Origin of the sequence: Yersinia sp. KBS0713 (assembly GCF_005937895.2) — a bacterium.
Taxonomy (GTDB): domain Bacteria; phylum Pseudomonadota; class Gammaproteobacteria; order Enterobacterales; family Enterobacteriaceae; genus Yersinia; species Yersinia bercovieri.
The window spans coordinates 2647742-2662961 of the sequence record NZ_CP042173.1 but is presented as its reverse complement, the minus strand read 5'-3'; the positions used below and the strand labels follow the sequence as shown (position 1 = coordinate 2662961).

Sequence of the window (15220 nt, the reverse complement as noted above, 5' to 3'; positions counted from 1 at the left end):
CATGAGTGCCATCGACGTTAAAAAACTGACCAAACAGTTTAAAGGTCAACAGGTGCTGCACGGTATCGATCTTGAGGTCAATAGCGGTGAAGTGGTCGCGATCATCGGCCCGAGCGGCTCCGGCAAGACCACCTTATTGCGTAGTATTAACCTGCTGGAGATCCCCGATTCGGGGATGATTCGTGTCGGTGATATTGAGATTGATGGCAGCATACCTATTAGCAAGCAGCAGCGTCAGGTACGTGCGCTACGCCAGCAAGTCGGGTTCGTTTTTCAGAGCTTCAATTTGTTTCCGCATCGTTCGGTGCTGGAGAACATTATTGAAGGGCCGGTTTTTGTCAAAGGTGAAAAACGGGCTGTGGCGGAGAAACGCGCTCGTGAGTTGCTGGCAAAAGTGGGCTTGAGCGGCAAGGAAGATGCTTACCCACGGCGCTTATCTGGTGGGCAGCAACAACGGGTTGCGATAGCGCGGGCGTTGGCGATGCAACCACAGGTTATTTTGTTTGATGAGCCGACCTCTGCGTTGGATCCGGAACTGGTCGGTGAGGTCTTAAATACGATCCGCGCACTGGCAGAGGAAAAACGCACCATGGTTATCGTGACCCATGAAATGAGTTTTGCCCGCGATGTGGCAGACAGGGCGATTTTTATGGATCACGGACGGATTGTTGAACAAGGACCGGCAAAAGAGTTGTTTGCCCATCCGCAACATGATCGGACTCGACAGTTCCTCGATAAGTTTTTGAATAATCACTAATTTGTTTAGATATTAGTGAGATAAGCAAAGTGAAATAAGGGGGCTGTCTATTGCCCCCGTTTTATCCGTCCGCCTTACAGGAATGCCTCGAGTTTAAGGCGGTGGGCGGTGGTTTTAACTTCTTTCATCCGCCCATGACCGGGCAATACTTTTTGTTCAACGGTGACCAATCCGGCTTTTTTCAAAATAGCCACATCGCGGGTAACTGCACTGCGATCTCTTTTTAGCCGTGCTGAAAGGGAGGTGATAGAACCGGGATACATCTTTACTGTCCGCAGCAACAGGATACGTGCAGCACTTAATACCCGCACCATCTCCAACGGGTCTTCGAAGGTAATTGTGTGCTCCTCGGGTAATGCTTTCCTTGCATCAGCCAAGGTCGCGAGTTTTTTGCCTCGCTTGAAAAACTCATCTTCCGTTGCTGTTTTGATGAATAGCTTGTCCATTAACTTCTCCTTAGTGAAGTCCAATCCTTTTGAAAGCAATCCTCTATCTGTTCAAAACTGATAAAATCAACCGCTTCAATCCCGCCTAGGTAGTGACGATGATGGAAACCATGGGCATTGTCATAACCGATTACCCGGCCATTATCACCCCGCGATAATCGATGGTTGATATAGGCTAAATTATAGCGGGTAACAACACCGTACTGGTCAGCCCATATCTCACGACGTAATTGACCATTACCGCGCCGATTAGCAATTTTATGAAGCTCATCGACAATTTTCTTATCAGCCATGAATATAATAATCACCTCTGTAGGTTGTTGTACACAATATCTTCACTCAGAAGAAAGCTAGGGCCGTAAACATCTCAGTCATTTGCTTGAATTAATAATGGGTTAATGGCAACCAAGAGCGCAAGGATGTCAAGTGAAGGGTGCGGGATGCTGCCAGAAGAAAATGGTTTTGTTGCGGTTTTGCATTATGTGATGCGAGCCATCTCGAAGAGTGAGCCACAAACCATGCTATTGGTGAGGTAAAAATAGAGGCCCCGAGAGGGGCCTGAGGGTGGATGATTGCAACGCGAATTTGCCAAACCGCTAATCTGCAAAACTAGCCGATAGTCATCAGACTGGCATTACCGCCCGCCGCTGCGGTATTGACACTGAGGGAGTGCTCAATTAACAGGCGCTCGAGCAAGATATTCGTTTCACCACGGGCAAAGCCTTGCACCGAGACAATCGGCCCATTGATTTGCGCGATCTGCTCGCAGACCGTGCGTAGCTGATCGGCATCGCCATGGTAGATGGCGGCATCAAAGGTGATATTCGCCGTTTGCCAATTGTCGGTGAGGGTAATGCGCGCTTGCACTACCGCAGGTAATTTGCGCAACAGATCTTTTTGTACGCCATTTTCCGACCATAAAACCTCACTGCCGACGGCCAATACGGCAGCCAGTTGCAGCAGTGTATCCGCTTCATTATCCGCCAGGCAGAGAACACGCTCACGGGGGAGCAGGGCATAGGTGTTGCGTTCACCGGTCGGCCCTGGTAGCAAGCGGACAGTGCCCCCTTGCGCCAGTTCGCCATAGCGCTGTGCCAACGAGCGCAACTCACCCCGCTGCTGTTCGCCCATCCACTTGATCAGTGCCTGATGGGCAGTTTGCAATGTTTCACGGCCAGCGATATTGGGTGCCGACTCACTATCCTGCTGCGCCAGTGTGTTAATCACCGCATCTTCTGGCCGATGGGACAGCAGACGATATAAGTAGAGTGGCCCGCCGGCTTTCGGCCCGGTTCCGGATAGCCCCTCACCACCGAAAGGTTGGACACCCACTACGGCCCCGACCATATTGCGGTTAACGTAGAGGTTGCCCACTTTGGCTTTTTCAGTGACATGGGCAATGGTTTCATCAATACGGGTATGAATACCTAAAGTTAAACCATAACCCGATGCATTTATTTGATCGATTAGCGTGCTGAGGTTCTGGCGCTGGAAGCGCACGACATGCAGCACCGGCCCGAAGATCTCTTTTTGCAGCTCATCAAAGCTCTCCAGCTCGATCAGTGTCGGCTTGATAAAGGTGCCGCGTTGCCACTCTTGCTCATCCTGCGTGTTGGCGCGCGCCGCTTGGTAAACCTTACGCCCTTTGGCGCGCATTGCTTGAATATGGCGCTCAATACCGGCTTTAGCGTCGGCATCAATCACCGGCCCGATATCGGTAGAGAGGCGCTCTGGATTGCCCATGCGGCATTCAGCCATCGCGCCACGTAACATCTGTAACGTATGCTCAGCAACATCATCCTGAACACAGAGAATACGCAGGGCAGAGCAGCGTTGCCCGGCACTGTCGAAGGCGGAGGCCACCACATCCGTCACCACCTGTTCGGTGAGTGCTGATGAGTCGACGATCATGGCATTGAGGCCCCCGGTTTCGGCAACCAGTGGCGTTGGACGACCTTGCGGGTCGAGTCGGCCTGCAATGCTGCGTTGCAAAATGGCCGCCACTTCAGTGGAGCCGGTAAACATCACGCCGCGCACGCGGTCATCATTTACCAGTGCTGCCCCGACACTATCACCCTGGCCCGGTAACAGTTGCAACACACCGCGAGGAGTGCCGGCTTCCAACAAGATACGCACCGCCTGCGCGGCAATCAGCGGCGTCTGTTCTGCTGGTTTCGCTAGCACACTGTTACCGGCGGCCAGTGCAGCGGCGACTTGACCGGTAAAGATAGCCAGCGGGAAGTTCCACGGGCTGATACAGACCACCGGGCCTAGTGGGCGATGGCTGTCATTGGCGAAATTATCTCGCACCAGTCCGGCGTAATAGTGGAGGAAATCAACGGCCTCGCGCACTTCGGCAATGGCATTACTGAAGGTTTTACCCGCCTCGCGAACCAGTATCCCCATCAGGGTTTGCATCTGAGCTTCCATCAACTCGGCGGCACGCACCAGGATTGCGGCGCGCTCAGCCGGTGGTGTGGCAAACCAGATAGCACCCGCACTGGCGGCAGCATCCAGGGCGCGGCTGACCTCAGCCTCCGTGGCTTCGCGTACGTAACCGACGATATCCATCGGTTCCGCCGGATTGATCACTGGCTGCAATGCGCTGTTATCAAGCTCAACGCCACTATCTAGCTCGGCATCAATGATAGGTTCTGCCCGCCACACCTGGCTGGCACTGGTGAGCAGGGCGCTGGAGAGTGAGGCCAGGCGATGTTCGTTGGCCAGATCTAACCCGCTGGAATTGGCCCTCTGTTTGCCGTACAACTCACGCGGCAATGGAATGCGTGGATGCGGTAAACCGAGCTGACCTTCAGTTGCCGCAATAGCCTCTACGGCACTGACCGGGTCTGCGACCAGCTCATCCAGCGGCAGTGTGGCGTCCGCAATGCGGTTCACAAATGAAGTATTCGCCCCGTTTTCTAACAGGCGGCGCACCAGATAGGCGAGTAGGGTTTCATGAGTGCCTACCGGTGCATAAATACGGCATGGGCGGTTCAGTTTGCCGTCGGCGACTCTCCCCACCACTTGCTCATACAGCGGTTCACCCATGCCATGCAGGCATTGGAACTCATACTGGCCGGGGTAGTAATTCTGCCCTGCGAGATGGTAAATCGCCGCTAAGGTATGGGCGTTATGGGTTGCAAATTGAGGGTAAATCAGGCTAGGCACCGCCAGTAATTTGCGGGCGCAGGCCAGATAGGAGACATCGGTATACACTTTGCGGGTATAGACCGGATAACCCTCTAAGCCCTCCACTTGGGCGCGCTTAATTTCGCTGTCCCAATAAGCCCCTTTGACCAGACGAATCATCAGCCGGCGGCGGCTACGCTGAGCCATATCTATCACAGCATCAATAGTTGCCGGGCAGCGCTTCTGGTAAGCCTGGATCACGAAGCCGATACCATTCCAACCGGCAAGTTTTGGCTCAAAGCAGAGTTTTTCCAGCAGATCGAGTGAAATTTCCAGACGATCGGCCTCTTCTGCATCAATGTTGATCCCGATGTCATACTGGCGGGCTTGCAGGGTGAGCGACAGTAATCGCGGGTAAAGCTCATCCATCACTCGCTGGTATTGAGCACGGCTATAGCGGGGATGCAGGGCGGAAAGTTTGATTGAGATCCCCGGCCCTTCATAAATTCCGCGTCCATTCGACGCTTTACCAATGGCGTGGATCGCCTGCTGGTAGGAGAGCAGATAGGCCTGCGCGTCAGCTTCAGTCAGTGCGGCTTCCCCCAACATATCGTAAGAGTAGCGGAACCCTTTATCTTCCAGCTTACGGGCATTGGCCAATGCTTCGGCAATGGTTTCACCGGTGACGAATTGCTCACCCATCAGGCGCATCGCCATATCCACGCCTTTGCGGATCAGGGGTTCGCCACCTTTGCCGATAATGCGGTTCAATGCACCGGAGAGTTTGACTTCATTATGGGTAGAGACCAGATGCCCGGTAAATAGCAGGCCCCAGGTGGCGGCATTGACAAACATAGATGGGCTGCGGCCCAGATGGGAGTGCCAGTTGCCGTTGCTGATTTTATCGCGGATCAGCGCGTCACGGGTAGGTTTGTCGGGAATACGCAGCAGCGCTTCCGCCAGGCACATCAATGCCACGCCCTCTTGCGAAGAGAGGGAGAACTCCTGAAGCAAACCTTGCACGATACCTGCGCGGCCATTCGCACTTTTTTGATTACGTAGCTTCTCGGCAATGGAGTAGGCGAGTGAATGTGTCGCTTGCGCTAAATCAGCGGGCAAACGTGCTTGCGCCAGTAGCATGGGGATAGCTTCTGTTTCCGGGCGGCGGTAAGCGGCAGTGATGGCGGCGCGGGCCACTGATTGTGGCAACACCTGCTCGGCAAAATCTAAAAATGGCTGGTGGGCGCTGTCAGCGACTTGCGGCATAATGTCGTCCGCTTCGGATTGAGGGGGGGCATGGGTGGTTGGTAGCTCAGGTAATTCACTGCCACTCTCCAGCCGCTCTAAATAGTTAAAAATGGCTTGCTTAATCAGCCAGTGGGGTGTGCGGTCAATATGTTGTGCTGCGGCCTTGATACGGTCGCGTGTTGCTTCATCGAGTTTCACACCCATTGTGGTACTAGCCATGCTGCCAGGCTCCTTTTATAAGGGGAGTTATCATTTTATTTCAGACAATATCAATCATGTTGCAACTTTGTGCAACCGTGTTAAATCAGGTTCGTGAATGAACTGTGAAATTAGTCCGGTTTTTAACAATTAATCAGCAGGGGCGATGACGAGAATATTACGTAGCATGGTGACTAACCCTAATAATAATAGGGTTTGTGGGGTGTTTACCTAAGGTGTGACTCATTTTGTTATGGAAGGTGTCACTCCAGACAGGGATTAATGTGATGTGGCGTGAATTTTTTGTAAATAAATTGTTTAAATTGTTGTGGGTGGAGAAAGTCCTCCACTAGGATAACCATCGCAAGATAGCGGTTTGCTAGCAAATAGTTGTACTGATAATTTATCTGAGGTTAATCGTTCGTCCCTGGTGCAACTGAGTGTCACGTTCCGACCGCCAGAGATAAACATGACGCCGCACTCAGAGAGAAGAACTAAAAATAGCGGGACATATTAAAACGATAATACGCACTATGGAGACGTTGCATGACCATGAATACACCAATGTTGGTGACTTTTTTAGTTTACATTTTTGGGATGATATTGATTGGCCTTATGGCCTACCGGGCAACCAATAACTTTGATGATTACATTCTGGGCGGACGAAGTTTAGGCAGTGTGGTGACTGCACTCTCTGCCGGTGCCTCCGATATGAGTGGCTGGCTATTAATGGGGCTGCCGGGTGCCATTTTCCTGTCGGGTATCTCGGAAAGCTGGATAGCCATTGGTTTGACGATTGGTGCTTACCTTAACTGGAAGTTGGTTGCAGGACGTTTGCGGGTGCATACCGAAGCCAATAATAATGCGCTGACACTGCCGGATTATTTCACCAGCCGCTTTGAAGATAAAAGTAAATTGCTACGGGTGATATCAGCCGTGGTTATTCTGGTCTTCTTTACCATCTATTGCGCTTCAGGCATTGTTGCCGGTGCACGTCTGTTCGAAAGTACCTTTGATATGAGTTACAGCACTGCATTGTGGGCCGGTGCTGCTGCCACTATCGCTTATACCTTTATTGGTGGTTTCCTGGCGGTCAGTTGGACCGACACCGTGCAGGCAACACTGATGATTTTCGCCCTGATATTAACGCCGATTATCGTTATTCTGGCTGTGGGTGGTATCGATACATCAATGATGGTTATCGCGGCGAAAAATCCAGCCAATATTGATATGTTCAAAGGACTAAACCTGGTTGCGATTCTCTCATTATTGGGCTGGGGTTTAGGCTATTTCGGTCAACCACATATTCTGGCGCGTTTCATGGCGGCAGACTCCCATCGGACTATTCGTAGCGCACGCCGCATCAGTATGACCTGGATGATCCTCTGTCTGGCAGGGACTATCGCGGTGGGCTTCTTTGGTATTGCTTACTTTGAAAACCACCCGGAACACGCGGGGAACGTCAGCCAAAATGGTGAGCGGGTATTCATTGAGTTAGCCAAACTGCTGTTCAATCCATGGATTGCCGGTATTTTGCTCTCCGCGATCCTGGCGGCGGTAATGAGTACCTTAAGCTGCCAACTGCTAGTGTGCTCCAGCGCGCTGACAGAAGATCTGTATAAAGCCTTCCTGCGTAAAAAAGCTAGCCAGAAAGAGTTAGTTTGGGTAGGTCGTGCCATGGTGTTGCTAGTGGCATTAATTGCCATTGCGCTGGCAGCGGACCCCGATAACCGGGTTCTTGGTTTGGTGAGTTATGCATGGGCGGGCTTTGGCGCTGCATTTGGCCCAGTGGTGCTCATCTCGGTGACTTGGCCACGCATGACCCGTAATGGCGCGTTGGCGGGGATGCTGATTGGTGCTATCACCGTTATCGTCTGGAAACAGTACGCCTGGCTGGGCTTGTACGAAATTATCCCAGGTTTCGTGTTTGCCAGTATCGCCATTGTTGTCGTGAGCTTGATGGGTAAAACACCAAGCAATGCGATTACCGAACGTTTCCACCATGCTGAAGCTGAGTTCAAAACCGTTTAATCACCACGTTGGCTCTACTTACATCGGCCCCCTGTTTTTACCGGGGGCTTTTTTTTTTACAGAAAATCCTGTGTGCCTTTGATGGTGATATGAATGGCTATCTTGATGAATTTATTTGTTATCTAACCACTTAGAAACAATTTGCCACACTTTGATTAACAATATTCTTACGGCGTCTATTGAATTTCTTTTTAACAGAATGATAATCACTATCGTTTTAAGTTTTACTTTTCTTTACGCCAATTGACATTACTTGTCATCATCGAGCTATACCCATACCTACCGCAGGGGTTCTGGCATGTTCGTCCCATTTCTTATTATGTTTCGTGAAGGGCTGGAGGCCGCGCTGATTGTTAGCTTGATCGCCAGCTATCTTAAACGTACTCAACGCGGTCAATGGATGGGGGCAGTTTGGATTGGCGTGATAACAGCGGCGGCGCTCTGCCTGGCTATCGGCATCTTTATTAATGAAACCACCGGTGAGTTCCCACAAAAGCAGCAAGAGCTGTTTGAAGGGGTCATCGCGGTGGTGGCAGTTTGCATATTAACCTATATGGTTTTCTGGATGCGCAAAGTATCCAAGTCGGTGAAAACGCATTTGGAAGGTGCTATCGATAGCGCGCTAAACTCTGGTCGTAGTCAGGGCTGGGCCTTGGTGGCAATGGTGTTTTTTGCCGTGGCCCGTGAAGGGCTTGAATCGGTGTTCTTCTTACTGGCGGCTTTCCAGCAGGATGTCGGTATGGGCGCACCCATCGGCGCAATATTGGGGCTGACCTGCGCCATTCTGGTCGGTATGGCTATCTACTGGGGCGGCATTAAGTTGCATCTGGCGAAATTCTTCAAATGGACCAGCCTGTTTATTCTATTTGTTGCCGCAGGGCTTGCCGCGGGCGCGATAAGAGCTTTCCATGAAGCGGGTCTGTGGAACCATTTCCAAGCTATTGCGTTTGATCTGACCAATGTGCTCTCGACCCACTCACTGCTCGGCACCTTCCTCGAAGGCATGTTCGGCTACCAAGAAGCGCCAACAGTCAGTGAAGTGGCAGTCTACTTTATCTATCTGATTCCGGCATTAATCCTCTTTTTCCTTCCACCACGCACCACGGCGGCCTCAACCGTACCTGCTGTGCGGAAAGCTAACTAATCATTTAGGGATTTATCACATGTCTAACCGGTTCTTCCGTCGCACTGCTTTGCACGCCGCTCTACTGGCACTGCCTGCTGTGGCTATCAACGCGCAAGCTGCTGATATTCCACAAGTTAAAATCACGGTTAATGATAAGCAGTGCGAACCAATGGCGCTGACTATTCCCGCCGGTAAAACTCAGTTTATTGTCCATAATGTCAGCCAGAAAGGTCTGGAGTGGGAGATCCTCAAAGGTGTCATGGTGGTTGAGGAGCGTGAAAATATCGCCCCTGGTTTTACCCAAAAGATGACCGCTAATCTGGAACCGGGTGAATATGATATGACCTGCGGTTTGCTGAGCAACCCGAAAGGTAAGTTGACCGTCACGGCGGCTGGTGCTGAAACAGCAGTGAAACCGGATGCCATGGCATTGGTTGGGCCGATCGCTGAATATAAAGTTTATGTCACACAAGAGGTTGCCCAGTTAGTCACTCAAACGAAAGCCTTTACCGATGCGGTGAAAAAAGGGGATCTGGCCCTGGCCCGTAAATTGTACGCGCCGACGCGCCAGCATTACGAGCGCATTGAGCCGATTGCGGAACTGTTCTCTGATCTAGATGGCAGTATCGATGCCCGTGAGGATGACTTTGAGCAGAAAGCCGCTGATCCGAAATTTACCGGTTTCCACCGTTTAGAAAAAATCCTGTTTGGCGACAATACCACCAAAGGTGCAGATAAATTTGCCGACCAACTCTATCTGGATACCCTGGAGCTGCAAAAACGTATTACCGGCCTGACATTTGCGCCGAATAAAGTGGTTGGCGGGGCCGCGGGCTTAATTGAAGAAGTTGCGGCCAGTAAAATCAGCGGTGAAGAGGATCGTTACAGCCGCACTGATTTGTGGGATTTCCAGGCCAACGTTGATGGCGCACAGAAAATTGTCAATCTGCTGCGGCCACTGCTGGAAAAAGCCGATAAGCCGCTGCTGCAAAAAATCGATGCCAACTTCAAAACAGTGGATAGCGTATTGGCTAAATACCGCACTAAAGAGGGCTATGAGTCCTACGAGAAGTTAACCGATGCCGATCGTAATGCGATGAAAGGGCCAATTACGGCGCTGGCGGAAGATCTTGCTCAGTTGCGTGGTGTATTAGGTCTGGATTGAGGCATTGAGCATGAGTCAGAAAACCGGCCCACAACAGGGATCGTATCAGCAAAATAGCGGGGCGGCCTTGCCGTCCCGTCGGCGCCTACTGCTGGGTATGGGGGTGATGAGTGGCGCACTGGCGCTCGGTGGGGCAAAAGTTGCTCGTGCGGCGGATTGCCCAGCCCCTGAGGTATCGTCTGCCCAGGATGAACGTTGGCAGAAACAGCCCTTTTACGGTCAGCATCAATCCGGCATATTAACCCCACAACAGGCGGCAATGATGCTGGTGGCATTTGATGTGCTGGCAGCGGATAAAGCCGCATTGACCCGCTTGTTCAAACTGCTGACCGAGCGCATCGCCTTTTTGACCACCGGCGGAGATGCGCCATCAGTCAATGCCAAATTGCCGCCGCTGGACTCGGGTATTATGGGGCCAGAAATCTACCCGGATAACCTGACGATCACGGTTTCCGTCGGTGATTCACTGTTTGACCCGCGCTTTGGTTTGCAGGGGCAAAAACCATTGCGGTTGCAGAGAATGACACGTTTCCCGAATGATTCCCTGGATGCGGCTCTCTGTCATGGTGATCTATTACTGCAAATTTGCGCCAATACCAATGAAACCGTGATCCATGCACTGCGCGATATCATTAAGCACTCACCGGATCTTCTCAGTGTTCGCTGGAAGCGCGAGGGCTTTATCTCAGCCCATGCGGCTCGCAGTAAAGGCAAAGAGACGCCTATCAACTTGTTGGGTTTTAAAGATGGCACCGCGAACCCAAAAACCAGTGATAACCCCTTGATCAATCAAGTGGTTTGGGTACAGGAGGGGGCTGGCGAACCGGCATGGGCTGTCGGCGGAAGTTATCAGGCGACACGAATTATCCGCTTTAAAGTGGAGTTTTGGGATCGCACCCCATTGCAGGAACAGCAAACCATTTTTGGTCGTGATAAGCACAGTGGCGCGCCGCTGGGCATGGTGCATGAGCACGATGAGCCGGATTTCAGCAAAGATCCCGATGGCAAAGTGATTAACCTGGACTCACATATTCGTCTGGCCAATCCACGAACCATAGCCACCCAGAGTAACCTGATGCTGCGCCGTGGCTACAGCTACTCGCTCGGTGTCTCCAATTCGGGGCAATTAGATATGGGGTTACTATTTGTCTGCTACCAATCTGATTTAGAAAAAGCCTTTCTGACGGTACAAAAACGGCTGAACGGTGAGGCGTTGGAAGAGTACATTAAGCCCATTGGCGGCGGATATTTCTTCACGTTACCGGGTGTGGCGGATGCCAATCACTATCTGGCCCAAGCTCTGCTCGAAGCCTAAATATGCTCGTCACTTAATTTCAAACACCGACGACTCGATCGATAACGGTGAGGAGCGGTAGAAGAGTAAAGCGTCCGCGCCAGGGATGGCGCGGCTCGAGCCATCAGGGATGATTTTACGGCGTTTTTACGATCTGCTTGTTCTCTCCGCTCAGGCGGCTTTATCAATAACCTTGAGCACCGTTTTCACACGGTGCTTTTTTATGACCTTTAGCTCTTCAGCTTGGCCGTAATTTTCGCCACATGCTCACCCTGGAAACGGGCAATCGCCAGCTCTTCAGCGCTAGGTTGACGGGAGCCATCACCACCGGCAATAGTGGTAGCGCCATAGGGGGTGCCACCGCGAGTCTGCGAAACATCAAATAACTCTTTAGCACCATAACCGATAGGGACAATGATAAAACCGTGATGTGCCAGCGTGGTCCAGGTTGAGGTAATGGTATGTTCTTGCCCGCCACCGGTACCGGTTGAGGAGAATACGCTGGCGACCTTGCCGTATAGCGCACCAGATGCCCATAAGCCGCCGGTTTGATCGAGGAAGGTGCGCATCTGTCCGGCCATATTACCAAAGCGGGTTGGTGTACCAAAAATGATACCGTCGTAATCGGCTAACTCTTGTGGTGTGGCCACCGGCGCGGGTTGGCCCGTTTTACCGCCCGCATTGGCGAAAGCCTCGGCAGGCATGGTTTCTGGCACGCGCTTTATCGTCACTTCAACGCCGCTGACTTTCTTTGCACCTTCGGCTATTGCACCGGCAAGTGTCTCGATATGTCCATACATGGAGTAGTAAAGTACTAAAATTTTCGCCATCTCGCTTTGCTCCAATCAAATATATTGAATAACGTTGATGAGGTCATCATAGTCGCTGCTTATGACACATATTAACCATACGCCAATACCAGCAGGCTGCAACTTTGCCCGCACAGAAAGTGAAGCATGGACAACGCGCTGAGATAAGCAAATAGGGTGCAGCTAATAACGTGTTTTAAAAATCCAATATGATAATAGGAGCGCGAAGCCGGAGAGTGATATATATATACCCGCATAAGTCAGACCATAGGGTAATAGGCTATCAATAATTAATGGCGTCATACCACCAAATAAACTGATTGAGATATTGCAACCAACCCCCATAGTTGCGGTGTGACCCTTTGCTACTTGCGCTATAACAGATAAGTTACCGCACAATATCATGGCTGCATTGGCGCTAATAAATAGCTGCGCCAATAGAACAAACTCAAAAATAGTGCTGGATAAGAGCAAGTAGAGAGGTGTTGAAAATATGATTAAGCTATACACCCCCCATGCAAATACTTTTGATGCACTGGCATATCTGTCTGCTAGCCAGCCAGTTAACATCAATAGCAGGCAGAACAGAGCGGTGGAAAATATCGCATAAAGATTTTTAAAATCACCTATATGTAGCGACTCCCGTATTATCGACATTGACATGTTTTGTGCATAGAAAACAGTGGTAGCCGGAGCCATAATCAAACATATATGCATCGCATCGACCCAATTAACCCGGCGCTTATAAGCCATTGTCGCTTGGCTGGGTAATTTAATCCTAAACCAAAAACTTACGGCGATATTGACGATGCCAAGCAGTAGAGGAATTCGCCAGCCGACGGTTTGCATAGTTTCCGAGTCAAGAGTGTGCTCAAGTAGATAGACAATAATCAGTGATGCGAGAACCCCAATAAGAGAGCTACCAACAATCAAACTACAAATTCTGGCGCGCTCATTAGTTGCAGGGTCATCGAAAAGGTAAGTGGTTAGCGAGGCCACTTCACCACCAAAGCTAAGTGATAATGTCATTTGTAATAGCAAAACGACTAAGGGCGCATAATAGCCCAATGTATTGATGGGTAATAATGCCATACAGAGAGTCGCAAGCCCGGTGATTAAACTAGTGAGGACTAATGCGGCTTTCCGGCCTGCTTGATCCGCATAACGGCCAATAATATATCCACCCAGCGGCCTTGTGATAAATCTTAAGGCAAATATACCCCAGACGATACTTTCGGGATTTTGATACCCTTGCCGCGCGAATTCGGCACTCAGATACATAGATATCGCTGCAAATACCGCAATATCATAATATTCCAATGTATTACCGGCTACTGCCCCTAATCTGAATTTCCATTTCATCCTATTCCCTCAATCTATCACACTGTTTTATTGGGTTGTTTTGATAAGAACGTCCAGACAAGCTAATGTTACCCCATGATCTTTAAGCGCTTTGAATAATGAGGCAGATGATTGATGCTGACAATTGAGTTTCTCTTTTATATGGTGAATACGTGCTCGCTCGGTCGTCACGGTGCAGCCATGAAATGTGGCAATCTCTTTGACTTGTCGATGTGAAAGTAAAAGTCGAATAGTCGAGATCTCCTTGCGGGTAAAGCGAATCTTGCCAAAACGCATATAGGGGTGATAATCAAGTGAATCTTCGTACATATTATTGGCTGCGATTTTATCAAGTGTAATCTCCTCTCTTAGTGGTAGCGCGGTCTCTTGCGGATGCTGCTTTTTCCATAATTTATTAGTGTAATCACTTAATATAGGTTTAAACTTTAGGAACGCCATTATATCTTTAGGGGGTAATGCTTTTGTTGAATTTACAGAAATTAATTCGAATACTGAGCCATGGCAAGTGCACATATCTACTTTTTCTTTGTATTTTTTATTTTTAAATTTAAATAGTGTTTCTGAGAATATTGATGAGTAGTTCTCCCAGTATTGTACTCCCGTAGCTAATCGCTCGCTAATACGTAAGTCTAAATCATCTTCCCAACATAATAAGTGCCACTCATAATCACTGGTTATTCCATCTATTTTCTTCTTTTTAATATCAACCATGGCATAGTTAATGGCTACATTATCCCAGTCAAAACAGTGAGAAAAAGCATTTCGCATTTTAGTGCAATTAATTTCAAATTGATTATTTGTAACGTCCATAAATACTCCAGTTTGAAGTTGTGTGCAATGTGCAAAAAGGGGTCTATAGATCTAACATGCTACTATTTAAAATAACAGATCTTTTTATAGTAATAGATTTTTAATTGTTTATGTTTCAGTATGCATAATTTATGGCTGCTTATTGGGTGATTACCAAGCTAAAAATAATAATAAGCATGAGGAGTTAATAATTAATCTAGAGATTCATATATTATGATTAATAGCGATAATACTGATTGGCATGGTGCTAATATTATTTTGGCGATACATGAAAAGGATTATCCGCTCTCAGCTTTAGCGGGGTGATGTCACTCAGGGCAACTTTTGGGCTGCCCTTGAGTTTTAGCTATTATCACAGATTACGTAGCTTCTTTTGCAGGCGCTTTTGCTGCCAGCGCTCCAGCCAATTGCCCAGTAAAAACATATTAATGGCCCTTAGCCCTAATGGGATACCCAATCCAAGCACGACCCACCATGCCCACATATAATCCGGTGAGGTGAACCAGTTAATGGCAAACAGCAGTGCACACAGGATAACCGCGCGCAGTAATTGGCGTAAAAAAGCCATTTCATTGTCAACGGCATCACGGGCATCAAGTACCCGCTGGTCAACGGCATCAGCGGGTGCCGCTTGTTGCTGGCTGGCACCGGGGGTGTAGAGTTCGCTGACTTTCAGCTCCAAAACTGCGGCAATGGCACTCAAGGTTTCCAGGCTGGCTTGCTCGCCACTCTCTACTCGCTGGATAGTACGCACATTAAGACTGCAAAGTTCGGCTAACTGCTCTTGTGACCAGGCGCGAGCCTGCCGTAATTCGCGAATACGATAAAGATTCATATTAAGC

General features: G+C 49.8%; 12 protein-coding genes. 5 read left to right on the top strand and 7 right to left on the bottom strand.

Going from position 1 to position 15220, the window contains the following annotated elements; genetic code table 11:
• Window position 1: 1 nt before the first annotated feature.
• Window positions 2-757 carry an L-cystine ABC transporter ATP-binding protein TcyN gene (tcyN, locus tag FFE93_RS12770; protein WP_005275595.1) on the top strand — a complete coding sequence of 252 codons (756 nt, stop codon included), beginning with the start codon at window positions 2-4 and terminating at the stop codon, window positions 755-757.
• 74 nt (window positions 758-831) lie between these two features.
• Here tcyN and FFE93_RS12765 read toward each other — a convergent pair whose 3' ends face one another.
• The 3 genes from FFE93_RS12765 to putA all read right to left on the bottom strand — a co-directional run bounded on the left by FFE93_RS12765 (window position 832) and on the right by putA (window position 5802).
• Complete coding sequence (locus FFE93_RS12765) at window positions 832-1203, bottom strand: MarR family transcriptional regulator (RefSeq protein WP_049599017.1); 372 nt, start codon at window positions 1201-1203, stop codon at window positions 832-834.
• Window positions 1203-1496 carry a DUF6516 family protein gene (locus FFE93_RS12760; protein WP_032898153.1) on the bottom strand — a complete coding sequence of 98 codons (294 nt, stop codon included), beginning with the start codon at window positions 1494-1496 and terminating at the stop codon, window positions 1203-1205. Before FFE93_RS12760 ends, FFE93_RS12765 begins: the two co-directional genes overlap by 1 nt.
• 316 nt (window positions 1497-1812) lie before the next feature.
• Entirely contained in the window at window positions 1813-5802 is a 3990-nt protein-coding gene (gene putA, locus FFE93_RS12755; protein ID WP_099460456.1) for a trifunctional transcriptional regulator/proline dehydrogenase/L-glutamate gamma-semialdehyde dehydrogenase, read from the bottom strand.
• A 525-nt stretch (window positions 5803-6327) separates the two neighbouring features.
• Between putA and putP the strand changes: the two genes are divergently transcribed.
• The 4 genes from putP (at window position 6328) to efeB (ending at window position 11418) form a co-directional block, all read left to right on the top strand.
• Window positions 6328-7812, top strand: coding sequence for a sodium/proline symporter PutP (gene putP / locus FFE93_RS12750; protein ID WP_005275586.1), 1485 nt, complete (start codon window positions 6328-6330; stop codon window positions 7810-7812).
• A 298-nt stretch (window positions 7813-8110) separates the two neighbouring features.
• Entirely contained in the window at window positions 8111-8956 is an 846-nt protein-coding gene (efeU, locus tag FFE93_RS12745) for an iron uptake transporter permease EfeU (RefSeq protein ID WP_138775322.1), read from the top strand.
• Between the two features lie 19 nt (window positions 8957-8975).
• On the top strand, window positions 8976-10103 hold the full coding sequence (gene efeO, locus FFE93_RS12740; RefSeq protein WP_049599008.1) for an iron uptake system protein EfeO: 1128 nt from the start codon (window positions 8976-8978) through the stop codon (window positions 10101-10103).
• A gap of 10 nt (window positions 10104-10113) precedes the next feature.
• On the top strand, window positions 10114-11418 hold the full coding sequence (gene efeB, locus FFE93_RS12735) for an iron uptake transporter deferrochelatase/peroxidase subunit (protein ID WP_138775321.1): 1305 nt from the start codon (window positions 10114-10116) through the stop codon (window positions 11416-11418).
• 209 nt (window positions 11419-11627) lie between these two features.
• On the opposite strand, the gene wrbA is transcribed toward efeB, so the two are convergent.
• From wrbA to FFE93_RS12715, 4 genes are all read right to left on the bottom strand, one after another.
• Window positions 11628-12227 carry an NAD(P)H:quinone oxidoreductase gene (wrbA, locus tag FFE93_RS12730; RefSeq protein ID WP_032898149.1) on the bottom strand — a complete coding sequence of 200 codons (600 nt, stop codon included), beginning with the start codon at window positions 12225-12227 and terminating at the stop codon, window positions 11628-11630.
• Window positions 12228-12389: 162 nt separating this feature from the next.
• Window positions 12390-13568, bottom strand: coding sequence for an MFS transporter (locus FFE93_RS12725; RefSeq protein WP_005275569.1), 1179 nt, complete (start codon window positions 13566-13568; stop codon window positions 12390-12392).
• A 27-nt stretch (window positions 13569-13595) separates the two neighbouring features.
• A complete protein-coding gene (locus tag FFE93_RS12720) occupies window positions 13596-14378 on the bottom strand; it encodes a helix-turn-helix transcriptional regulator (protein ID WP_005275567.1) in 783 nt (260 codons plus the stop codon).
• 352 nt (window positions 14379-14730) lie between these two features.
• The gene (locus FFE93_RS12715) at window positions 14731-15213 is read right to left on the bottom strand and encodes a helix-turn-helix domain-containing protein (RefSeq protein ID WP_005275565.1); all 483 of its coding nucleotides are present in this window, start codon (window positions 15211-15213) and stop codon (window positions 14731-14733) included.
• Window positions 15214-15220: the final 7 nt, after the last annotated feature.